The organism is Mycoplasma tracheobuteonis (assembly GCF_054456995.1).
In genome coordinates this window covers 14,719-28,566 of sequence record NZ_JBTKTG010000005.1, presented here as the reverse complement: position 1 = coordinate 28,566, position 13,848 = coordinate 14,719, and the positions used below count along the sequence as shown (strand labels likewise).

Here is a 13,848-nt window from a genome sequence, read left to right as displayed (position 1 = left end):
AAATTCTCAAAAATGCGAAATATATTCCACATTTTTGGTTTTTTTCTTTAAAGTAAAAACCACTAGCTAAATTAGCTTTACATGGGCTAAAAAAATATCAAAAGAAAAAATCAAGGAGATAAGGAATTTACATCTATAATTTAAATATAAATTTAGTAAAAAACTTATAAAAGCTAGAAATTTGTAAAAAAATACTAGCATTTTAATGTTTTTTATTGCAAAATACAAAAAATCTATAGTAGGTACTTATGAAAAAGAAAACATTACTTAAAAACATATTTTTATTAACTGGAGCATCATCCTTTGCTCTACTAGCTTCAAGCTGTAATGATGATAATGCAGTTACACAAACTAACCAATATGATAAGAAAATACAAGAACTAAAGCAAAATATTCAAGCAGAGATTAATGCTAATAATTTTTTTGTGCAAAATAATTTAGTTAGTGTTGTTGATTTAAATAAACTTATTAGTCAATTAGATAATCAACTTGCACAAAAAAATATTTCTCAAGAACAATATCAAAAGCTTGAATCAACTGCTAATACATTGTTGCAAAACTTTCAAAATGCTTGTTTAGAAGCTAAAACACAACTTGTAAACAGTGTTAAACAACTAGTAAGCAAATTAGGAACTCAAACCCCTGATACTGTTGGAGTTGAATTATTTAATCAAATTAGATTACTTTCACAACAAACAGTTACAGATATAGAAGAAAATAATCTTCAAGCTTTATTACAAGATAAAAATCAACTAAGCAATCTTTGAAATCAAGTATTACAAGTAAACAGTTCTAATACACATGTTTTAATTAATTCTTTAATTGATCAAATTAGTAATGCACTAGAAGCTAAAAAATCTTATATCTTAAATAATTTAGTTAGTTCAAATGGTTTAGAAGGACTTAAAAACCAATTAAATAGTCTGCTACAAAATGCTGATATTTCAGAGCAAGAAGTAACATTACAGACTCAAACAGTTAATCGAGCTATCGCAAACTTTAATCAAGAATGTCAAAATGCCTTAAACACTGTAATAGAAAATGTTAAAGTATTAGTTAATAAGCTTTCTTCAGCTGATTTAAGTAATGTATCTCAAGATTTAACTTCACAAATTTCTTCAGCAGTTGCTAAAGCTAAAGAAAATATTCAATCTCAAAATATAAATGCACTTGTAGAAAGCAAAAATGCTTTAAGTAATTTAGCTCAAAAACTTAGTGCAAATCAAAATAGTGTTTTAACGAAAGAGTACCAAAACTTAGTTTCAAGTTTAAACAATCTACTTAGTGAAAATCAAGTTTATACAACTAATAAATTAGTTAGTCCTCAACCAATTAATACAATTATTTTTCAATTAACAAGCACTTTAAACAGCAATAGCATTTCTCAAGATAGTTTTAACCAAATCAAACAAGAAAGTCAACAAGCTGTTACAAGCTTTACACAAGCCTGCCAAACTGCTTTAAATAATACAATTTCTAACCTACAAGATAAAATAGGATTATTCACCGAACAAATAATTAATAAAAGTAAAAAGTCTACTAAAGAACAAATTAATTCAGCTATAGCAAAGGCAAAAAGGGATATTCAAAGTCAGGATCTATCTGCAATACTTTCTGATTTAGCGCAACTTAATTCACTTTATACACAGGCACTTCAAGAAGGTAAAGATTCACAAACTCAAATTAACCTTTTAAGACAAGAAATAAATAATTTCAAACTAAAAGTAGCAAATTATAAAACTCAATATCAAGCTTATCCTGATTTAGTTTTATTGCTAGAAAAGAATACAAACATACCTGAAGAAATTACTCAAAATAACTTAGAGCAAGTTACAAAAGCATTCCAAAAAGCTCAAAGTAATTTAGCAGCTTGAATTAATGAAGCTAATATCATAGATTATGATTCTAACTTTAAAACATGAATTAAAACTCATTCTAACCTTAGTGATAATCTTTTACAGTTTGCTAATGCCATTATTAGTTCGTTTGAAAACAATTTTAAGCAAGGATTCATTCTTTCGAGTGATCAAATAAATGAAATTAAACAATCATTTGATTTAAATGTTGCTGAATTTTATAAACAATATGAACAAGAAATTAATAACAACTATAGTACTTTATATACACAAGTATCAAGATTAATTAATCGTTTATTAGCACTTCCTTCTACAAAAACTGATGCAATTAAGTATCAAACTAAATTACTAGTTACTCCTGAAGCATATAATAAATTAAATGGACAAAATAAAACCAAAGCTCAAAATTCACTTACAAAATTACATGAAGAGATTTTGCTAGCTTATCCACTTAATGTTATTCAACTTAAAGAAGATGGGCAAAGAGCTATTAATTTACAATTAAATCCTAAGACAACTGCAATAGCTAATGGATATGACTTAAATGTAAATAGTGCTTCTATTAATGCAAGCAACTTTGATTTATATTTACAAGAAACTAATCAAAACAAATCAATTAGCATCTTATCTAAGGATTTCACTCTTAATCCAGACAATTTTGACTTGCTACAAGTCAAATACAACTTAACATCTCAAGATGTATCAACTTATATTCTTAAAAATGTAACTTTTGATTTTAAATTATCTACTCGTATTAATCAAATTAATTATTCAAATATTGAAGACTTATACAATGTAAATTACGGAGCTTTAAGTAACTGATATGAAGAAGACTTTACAAAAAATCTAAACAAAAACTTTTTATCACTGCTTAGTCCTAAATATAAAAATTTAGAACAATACTTTACCTATGAACTAGTAAATAATAGTATTCAATTATCACAAGACAAATTTAGCTTAAGTGTAGTTGTAAAACATAAAAATTTAACTATTAAAACACTTAATTTAACAAGCAAGCAAGCTGTTAAATTCAAAAGTCCACTTAACAAAAAAGTTCGTGTTTCACTTAATGGTGCATTAACGAATAACCCTTATTTCAAGAATAATAGCAGTAATAATTTACTTTATGCTATTGCTCAACTATTTAAAAATCAAATTTATAAACAAGATCCTAACTCAACAACTGGGTTTAATGCTAATGATTGAATTTATGTTTCAAACTTAATGTCTACAGCTAATTTACCTGATAGATATTCTTCAGTTCATAATCCTCAAAAATTTAATTTATTACAAAAAGCCTTGCGTGTAGCTGTAAACCTTTCTTTAGAAGGTTATAACAATTGAGAATTAATTAACTACTCTAACGATAATATCTTCATTTACAACGATCAAACACATACAGCTACTTTTAAAGTTAAATTTACTGGTCAAAATAAAGAACCTTTTATATACAACCTAAACATTCAAACTGCTACAGGTCAACAATATTATGAAGCTAATAAAGAAGTTCTACAAACTTCTAATTATTTAAAGAAAACTAGAGAAATCTTACAACAAGCCATTGTTGTAAATCCTAAAGTTACTCACTCAAACTTTTATGCTGGTGAAGGTGTTAAAAAACTCAATGAACTTTATACACTACCTAAATTTGGAAAATATCAATTAATCTTTGATATAGATAATCCAAGTAACTATAGCATTAACAATGTGGAAGGTTATGTTGAATTAAAATTTGGTGTTACTCTAAATGGACAAATTGTTAACGATAATCGTTTAAAATCACCTAAATTTAGGCTAAATTACTTTAGACCATTAGTTTATACAGATATTAAACCAAGCAACAATAAAACATGATTTACTAGTGAAGATTTTGAAGCTGTAGGTTCAAATCAAGCTGTTAAAGATAAAGTAGCCTTAATTAATTCACATAACTTTGAATATCGTACTTTATTCGGAAAAAGGGTATTTGATGCAGATACTTTAATGCAAGAGCAAGCCTTTGATAAATTAAATTACTTATTTAAATTTAAGGGTGAAAAAGCTCCTACAGAAAATAACGATCAGTTCAAAGATAAAGAATACGAAGAAAAAGATAAGGTACCTAGTGTGCCTACACCTGCTAATACCAATGATATTTCTAACCCAAGCGATCAACCTCATACCGTAGATCCTAATTCATTATTAGGTAGTTATTTTGTTTATTACTATGATGTAAATACTCAATTCAATCCTAGATATAGAATATCAACAATGACTTTTAAAGTTGGATTTATAAACAAATGAAATTGAAATGATCGGTACACAACAGGTGAAATTACACTAAGAAATCTAAAAAATGACTTTGCTGATGAATTTTTCCCAGATATTATTCTCAACAAGATAACAAAAGATCAAATAACATTTAGTGGTATCGAAAATATTACAGCATCTCAATTTGCTTCAGACATTAAATCTAACACACCTCATTATTGATCATTTAATGTTCGCCCCGCTTCATATAAGAAATATTTATTATACCCAGGACAATTTAATATCGAAGATGTGCACATGATCGATGATAAAAATGGGCGTGCAATGATTAGACTATCATACCAACAAAAACCACAATTTGGTAACCGTAAATATGTAGGTGATGTTTGATATGAAATATCAGGATTTATGCCAAATCCTAATGCAAGTGAAGTTTCTTACAGTAATGAAGAACTTTTAAAACTACCATTTAGTCAAAAAATGAAAAAAATCTTCCGTGCTAATGGAGATATTTTAAGACTTAGATCTAACGAAATTACTGCTAAAGATAACTACTGATTGCTCAATAAAAACACAGGAAAAGTTGAATACACATTAGATAATAAGTACTTTAAACCTATATTAGATCAAGAAAATAAAAATGCCACAATTAAGCTTCATTTAAATGCTAATATCAAATTTCTTGACTCTATTTCTTATGCTAGAGTATATAGCTATACAAATGGTAAACAAGGTGGAATTTGATTATCATTTAGTTATGATGAATTAAAAAGAAATGGAAGAGTAGTAATTAATCAAAGTACTGAAGCAGTTACTCCTCGTGGAAGTTCTCAATCAATAAAAATCGACTACACAATGACTGTTACTCTAACAGAACAAGGTATGCACTTTGAATTTGGACTTAAAAATCCACAATACAAAATCGTGCAAGATAACCCAGTTGGTTCACTTTACCAACCACCATTCTTCTTTGTTCCTAATAACTTACAAAATACCTTTAACCCTAATGAAGCTTTCTTCTTTGATTATTTTGCAGGTAATATTACTTATGAATATACAAATCAAATCGCTGATGAAGATTTCGGAAATGCTAACAGCACAAATGTAATCAGCTACAAAAACATGGATTATACTCAAGAAAATATGCCTATTGTGCTTTCTAATAAAGATTCTTTTGCTGATCCATTTAAATATAATCCTAATCAAATGTTAAGTTATAAACTTCAAGATGGATATAAGTTTAATAACGAATATCTTAATAAAGCTTATGTAGCAACCTCACCTGTAGCTCAAGATTTAATGTCTAGAACATTTGCAATGAACTTTGGTAGTGGTATGATGGTTGCTAAAGTAAATTCAGATCCTAATGATGGAAGATTTTATGCTTTAACTAATCACCATGTTATAAATAACGATAAGAATAATTTAACCCCAGAAAAAAGTACACTTAATGCAGGAACAGCTCCTACTGTTGCAGGATTGGACTTTGGCAATAATGTAGATGCTGGATTTAGCTATTGAAGTGGATTATATAATCAAGGAACTCATGTTCAAGTTGTATGATCTGGAATTAATCAAGTTGGATATAACTCGCATTTCGATCCACAAACTCAAATCTTTAAAACAGGTATTCTTAATACAAGCCAATTTTTAGATGTTACATTAATTATTTTTGATGTAAATGACTTAATTAAAAACCTTAAAGCCGAAGGTAAATACCAAACAGCTATGTGATATCAAAATTGATTTAATCTCAAGAATTTAAACTTCCTACCATTTCTTGAAAATCAATCGCCAAATCGAAACAAACAAACGCAACAAGGTTTATTTAATGGTTTCCCATATGGAAAACAATCGACCTACATAATTCACAGAGATGAACGTGGATTTGAAACAGTAAGCTTTAAAAAGCAAACGCCATATGAACCAACTTTCTATAATGCTGGTAACTCAGGAACTGGTGTTATAAATAACAATGGTGAATATGTAACCACGATTAACTCTGGTGGTCCGTTATGACTTTTAGTAGGTAAAAATGGTGCATATAACACAGGTAAAGATTCATTTAACTTCTATGGTGTAAACCAAGATGGACAAAATCCCCTTGACCTTATTAACTATCATTCAATGGCTCGTAATATGATGAGATTAAATGCTTTTAATCCTGATCTTTATGAACTACCTTGATTCTTTAAAAACTGAAAGAAATAAATTAGCGCTAGCCATAGCGCTTTTTTGTAAAAAGTTATTTATTTATGATTTTTTCGTGTAAATTCTTACTTAATAATTTTAGTTTTAGTTTTTAGTTGTTATTATTTTTTGAAACTTTAGCTATGCAAAAAATATGAATAATCCTATATTTAAGCATTATTCGTTTTTTACAATGATGAAACTTAAACATAACTATCAAGCTAGTTAGGCTGAATTTCACAATTTGATATTACTTAAATTAAAGTATATAATTAAAACATAAATATAAAAAAATAAAAGGATTAAATTAAAAATGAAAAAGAAAAATAAAATTTGATTAATGACTCAAGCAGGATTACTAGCTACTCCTCTTGCAGTTTTACCACTGGTTTCGGGTAGCGAAAACAGTGAAGCTGTGACAGATGAATCTATTCCACAGCCTTCTCCAGACTATATGAATAAGTTAGTTAGTGGTCAAGCTCAATATGCTAATAAGTATTTTAACGATACTAAAAATAATATTATGGCTAAGAATTATTCTGAAAACAAGAATAATAATTATGACCCTAAATCACATACAAAAGTTCAATTAAAACAAACTACTCCTCAAGACCAATTATCATTTATGAATGAAGCTGAACAAAGTTGAGAAGCAACATTCGATACCGGTCAAGATAATTTACCGGGTGTTGATACATTTGTTTTCGGATTAACTACATCAGCCGATATGGAGTTTATACCAGGATCATTTTATATAACAGTTCTTGATAACCAAGGTAACGTTATCCAAGAAAGAAGACCTATTGATGAATTAAAAACTGAAGCAGGATTTTTCGGTGTAGATAGTAAAGGTCAAAAAGTTAACTATGCTTACCCATATTCTAAAGATACAAAAGAAGGTGGGGTAGGACCTATTAAATATGGAACTGAAGCCGGATACTTAACAAATATAATTACTTCTAACTCTGCTGGTGATAACAACACTGGTGATGCATACAAATACTTTGTAAACCAAATTGAGAATTTCGGCGACACTGATGCTCTTCACAACTTTAACCACAACTTTTACACAATAGGTAGAGTAGTCGCATTTTATTCTAAAACTAATAAAACACCACAAGCACCTAAATTAAAAATAGAATACAAGACAAGAAAATATGCTTCAAAAGCTATGTCAGCCTTTCTATTTAATGAGGCTACAAGTGATTTATATCCTTCAAGTGATAGTGAAGCATTAGGACAATCATTTGTTGCAGGATTCTGAAATTCTACAGTGAAGGGTTCAAATGGTTATTGACCAAAATGATTTTTAGCTCAAACATTTTATAGAACAAAAGCTCAAAACTTTTATGTTAATGCAAATTTAAAATTTAATGTTTTAGATGGGGAAAGCATCCCTGAAACTGTTCAAAAACCTAAGTTCCAATATAAGTTTGCTTACAATGGAAATGGTGCAACACAAGCTTCATCAGCTACTATTGAATTTACAGATGCTCAAAAAGAGGACAAAACTAAAACTCTTGTTTTATCTTTTGATTCAAAACCTACTGGAAGTGAAAATACACCAACTGTACCATTTAACAAAGAAAGTGCTTCAAGTTCAATCTCTAAACAATACAATCCTTCTGCATTAGATGACTTCTTCGTTGAAAAGAACTTAACTTTAAACAAACCTATTTACACTTTTAACGATGATATTGTTATGTACTTTAGTAATGCTTGATATAAAGCTAAAGTTGAATTACTTGACAGCATCAAGAAAGTATCAAATTGATCTGATCAAGTTAAAAAACAAGCAATTGATTATTTAAATAAAAATGAAGCTTTAAAATTTAAAGCTAAAAACTGATCAGCTGGTGATATGCTAAAAACCGAAGCTGTTTTAAATGTTAATGAAAGTATTTTAGATACTAAATTACTTAAAGAAAGATTAGATAAGCACAATGAAGTAAAAACATCAGATGCTTATAGATATGCCTCAACTGCTTTACAAACTGCTTATGAAGATGCTATAACAAATGCTAAAGCAATCTTTTCTGACAATACATACTCAATGATTAATTCAACAGACTTCAATGCTAAAACTATTACAAGTACATATAATGCTTTAGTCGCTGCAATTAGTAATTTAAATGGTGAAACTAATTTAGAAAATGCAAAAAACACAATTAATGGATTAAGTAGTTTAACTCAAAGTTTAAAAGAAGAAATTACAAATAGTTTATTAAGTGATGACACCATTACAAATGGTGAAGCACTTGCTTCTAAAGTGCAAACATATGTAAACTTAAATTCTGCTGCTGCCACTGTTGCGCCACAAATGGCTAATTTCGAAAATAAAAAGACAAATCCTAAATATGCAAATGCTTCAAATAAATCAGTATATGATACACCACTTAATAAAGCGAATGAATACTTTAAAGATAATTTATTAAATAAATTAGCAGATTCAAGTTACATTACAAGTATTCCTACAACATTACAAGAAGCTTACGAACAATTAGATGGTAATGAACGTTTAGCAGAAGCTAAAGCAGAAGCTATAAAAAAATTAAACACATATACAAGTTTAAATGATGCACAGAAAAAAGCGATAACAGAACAAATTAATGGAAAGGGCTTAATTAGTGAAATAGATAACTCTTTTACAATAATTTCAGATATAAATGATGCAATGAAAGAGTTAAATGATGCTTATAGTTCTAGTTCAAACTTAAAAAATACACCTGACTATAAGTTCTCAGATTCAACAAAGCAAGGTAAATTTGACAATAAATTACAAGATGCTTCTAATGGTTTAAGTGGTGAAAGTCTAGATCCTGAAGAAATTAAATCATTAGCAGAAGAACTAACAAAAGCTAAAGATGCTTTAGATGGTCAAAATGTTCTTGATAATCAAATTAAAGCTATTAATGATTTAAGTGACTTAACACCTCAAGAAAAAGAAAACTTTATTAGCCAAGCAAATCAAGCAGCCAATGCCACAGTCCTTCAAGATGTTGTAGACAAAGCTACTGCAGCAAATACAAAAGCTAAAGAGCTTAAAGCTAAGAAAGAAGAATTAAAAACTCAATTAGAAAACCTAACCAATTTAACGCCTGAACAAATTGCTACTGCAAAATCAAATATTGATAAAGCTAATGATATAGCAGCTGCTCAACAAGCATTTGATAATGCAAAAACTCTTGATACTTCTATGAAAGAATTAAAAGAATTGGTAAAAGAAGCACCAACTGTTAAAGCATCTTCAAATTATTTAAATGCAACAAATGCTAGTTCATATGATAATGCAATTTCAAACGCAAGTACAGCACTTAAAAATGCTAATTTAACACAAGAAGAAGTAACTCAACAAATCAGTGCAATTAAACAAGCTAAAGAAGCACTTAACGGTGACCAAGCTCTAAATGATCAAAGAGAAGCTGCAAATACTGCGCTAAAAAATGCTACTCATCTAAATGAAGCACAAAAACAAGAATTACAAAACTTTATTAATAGTTCAACTTCTGCTAGTGATTTAAAGAATAAAATCAATGATATCCAATCATTAGACAATAAAATGGCTGAATTACAAGAAGCAATTACTAATGCTACAGCAGCTAAGGAAACTCCAAACTATAAAAATGCTACTGCAGAAAAATCAACAGCATTAAATGAAGCTCTTCAAAACGCAAATAATGATAAGACAAATAACTTAACTCCTAGTCAAATTGATGATTTAGTTTCATCTTTAAATAATGCTGTTAAAGATTTAGATGGTAAGGCTATCTTAGATAAAGCTATAGAAAAAGCAATTGCTGATGTTGATAAATTTACATACCTTTCTCCAGCACAAAAACAATCATTAAAAGAAAGAATTAGCAATAGTAATGATGTTTCAGGAATAAATGGACTTCTTCAACTTGGGCAAGCAGTAAATGATGCTATGAAGTCATTTAGCGAAGCTCTTGAAAACAATGCTCAAACTTCACAATCAAATAAATATAAATATGCTGATCCTGCTAAAAAATCTGCATTCGATGATGCATATTCATTAGCTAACGAAAAAGCGTCAGTTCCTAATGGTGTTACTTCATTTAATAATCAAGAAATCATTCGTTGAACTAATGCATTAAATAACTCAGCTAACGCATTAGATGGTGATACTAACCTTAAAAATGCTAACGATACTATTAGTGCACTACAAAACTTAAGTGAAGCTCAAAAATCTGACTTTAAACAACAACTATTAGCAAAAGATAGTAAAGCAGGATTAGATGAAGTTGTTAAAGCAGCTCAAGATTTAGATGCTAAAATCTTAAAAGATGCTCAAGATAGTGCTATAGAAGAAATCAATAAATTAACAAGCTTAACAGATAATCAAAAGAATGAAGCTATCAAGCAAGTTCAACAAGCTAATAATGTAACTACTGTTAAAGAAGCTGTTAAAAATGCAACTGATCTCAATACAGAAATGAAAGCATTAAGAGACTTAATTACCGAAGCTCCAGAAATTAAACAATCAATAAGTTACACTGGTGATCCTGCACACCAAGGTGCTTACGATGACTCTATTAGTAATGCTGAAACTGCACTAAAAGACACTGCTGAAGCTCCTTTATCAATTCAAAAAGCAAAAGAATTAATCAATGCTATTACTACAGCTAAAGAAGCTTTAGATGGTGATAAAAAACTTAAAGAAGAAAAAGAAAATGCTTTAAGAAACTTAGAAAAATTAACAAACTTAACACCAGAACAAAAATCACAAATTGTTGAAAAAATCAAAGCTGCAACTTCAAGTGAAAAACTACAAAAAGAAGTTGAAAATGCAAATGTTTTAAACACTGCAATGCAAAATTACAATAATGCTGTTAATGCAGTAAACAAAGAAGATGCAAATTACAAATTAGCTGGTCAAGACAAACAAGAAGCTGTAAATAACGCATTAAATAACAATGTTAATAATATTATTGACCCAGTTACAATTACTCAAGCAGCTCAAGCTATTAATCAAGCACAAGGTGATCTAAATGGAAATGCTAATAAAGAAAATGCTTTAGGAGAAATTGCAAAATTAGCTAACCTTTCACAAGGTCAAAAAGATAACCTTACAACTCAAGTTTCTAGCGCAGCTAATTTAGAAGATTTAAACAAGATTGTCGCTAATGCTAAAGAAGCAGATGCAACTTTAGGTCAAGTTAAAACAGATCTACAAGCTGCTAAAGCACTTCAAGCACAACTTACAAATACAAATAATGTTGCAGTAAGCACACAAGACAATGAAAAATTCCAAAAAGGATTAAACGATTTAACTGAATCTATTAATCAAATGGAATCTTCAGCTAGTGCAAACATTACTCCAGAACAATTAAAAGATATTCAAGCTAAACAAACAGCATTAAATAATCTAGTTAAAGCTGATCAAGCTACTTATGTAGTTCCTACAATGGAACAATTACAAAGCGCATTAGATGCTGCTTCTCAAGTAAATCCTTCTTCTGAAGCACTTAATGCTCTAAAAACACAAGCTCAACAAGAACTAGATAAAAAAGTTGTAGATCAAAGTCAAAATGTTTCATATCCAAATAATGTTTATGATACATTGAAACTTATTAACGATCTTAATGTAGCATCATTACGTGATAAAATCAACAATGCAATTAATGCTCTTCCAGAGACATTAAAAGCATCTGAAGCATTCAAAAAAGAAGTATTAAACAATGTTAATGCTACAGTAAGCAATCCTGATGCTACTCTTGAACAACTTCAAAATGCCTTAGATTCATTAAATAATGTTGAAGCAAAAGAACCTTTATATAATGCATTAGATCAAGCAAATGAAGTTGAAAAACAAGGTGATGCACTTAAAAAAGCTATTAAACAAGCTCAAGAAACTTTAACAGCACCAGAAAATGCTTCAAAAGATAATGCATTCTTCCAAGATGCTGCTAATAACTTATTAAAAGCAATTGCTCAAAATAACTTAAAGAATACTTTAGAAGATGCAAACAATGTTGAAGAACCTTCAAATACATTAACTAGTGCAATTTCAAATGCTAACGATGTAATTAATAATCCAGATTCAACTGCTGAACAAATTACAGCTGCTAACGATGCTTTAGCACAAGCACTTAAAGATGAAACATTAAATAAAGCTAAACAAGCATTATCTGGTTTTGAAAACATGAATCAAAACAAAATTGCTAACGCTCCTGCAGCATTACAAAACAACTTTAAAGATACTCTTCAAAAAGCTAAAGATGCTTTAGCTGCAATAGCAAACCCAGCTACACCTGAACAAGTTGAAAGCTTAGTAAATGCTGTAAATGCACTTAAAGCAAACGCTGATGAAATTGATAATTTCCCAGATACAAGTTATGGAACTCCTGAAGCTCCTAAAACATATGTAGATGAAGAATTAAGCAAATTATCATACTTAAGTGATGAGGCAAAAGCTTCTATTAAGGAAAACTTCAATAAAGCTACAACATATCAACAAGCTCAAGACATCCTTGAAAACGCTAAAAAGCAAGATCAAGCAAACCAAACAAGCATTAATAACATATTAAATAATTTATCTAATGCTGTTTCAAATAATAGTCAAGCATCATTAAATGCTGCTAAACAAGATTTAAACAATCTTCAAAATGTACCTGCAAACATAACAACTGAGTTAAATAATCAAAGTGAATTTGTCTCACAATACCTAAATGCATTTGATAAAAACAATGTTTTATCTAATACAAATGCAACAAATGTAGATAATGTTAACGAAGCTAAAAATAATCTTGTTGCTGCTGTTAATGCAATGCAACCAGTAACTTCAACAATGGATTTAACTGCTCAATTATCAAACCAAATTGCAAGTGCAGAAAACTTATTAAGATCTAATTCAAATTACTTAACAGATTTAATTAATGCAATACAAAGCAAGGATAAAGATAGATTAACTCAACTTGCTGAAACTGATAAGAATAACATAAATCCTAAATATGTTGAATTTGCAAAAGAAGTATTAAATAAAAACTATCTTGATATTATCTCTAAAGACCCTAACAAAATTACAAAACAAGATGCAAATTCTATTTCAGAATTATTATCATCACAAGCATTCAAAGAAGCTCCTGAAGTTTTAAGAAGCTTAATTAAGAATGATGTTAAAGAACACTCTTCATTCCCATGATGAGCTTACATTGTAATAGTTTCTGGAATCTTATTTATCTTAGGAACAACAATCGCTGTATTTAAAAAATAGATAAATCTTATATATAATTAAACTGATATCTACATCTACTTTAGGGTGTAGATATTTTTAATACTATGGCATAGGTTTATAAAGTATTGGAATTATCTAATCACTAATATTGTCCTATTAGATTAATTGAAAAACCTAAAAAAGTTAATCTATTAATCATTTGAAAAAGTGCTGATTATAAGAACTAATTTTTAGAGATTTTTGAGTAGTATATATTTTTAATATTTCCCTCTTAAAACATAAAGCTTATATTACTCAAAATTCATAAAAAGTTTAAAAACGAGCTCTTTTTAAGCGAAAAAATAATTTTTTAAAAAA

Annotated in this window: 2 protein-coding genes; both read left to right on the top strand. The window is 28.8% G+C overall.

Annotated features, from left to right (window positions below):
- Positions 1-248 precede the first annotated feature (248 nt).
- Positions 249-6,317, top strand: coding sequence for an MGA_1079 family surface serine endopeptidase (locus ACX1M8_RS01675; RefSeq protein WP_458836663.1), 6,069 nt, complete (start codon positions 249-251; stop codon positions 6,315-6,317).
- A gap of 292 nt (positions 6,318-6,609) precedes the next feature.
- A complete protein-coding gene (locus ACX1M8_RS01670) occupies positions 6,610-13,530 on the top strand; it encodes a hypothetical protein (RefSeq protein WP_458836662.1) in 6,921 nt (2,306 codons plus the stop codon).
- The last annotated feature ends 318 nt before the right edge of the window (positions 13,531-13,848 follow it).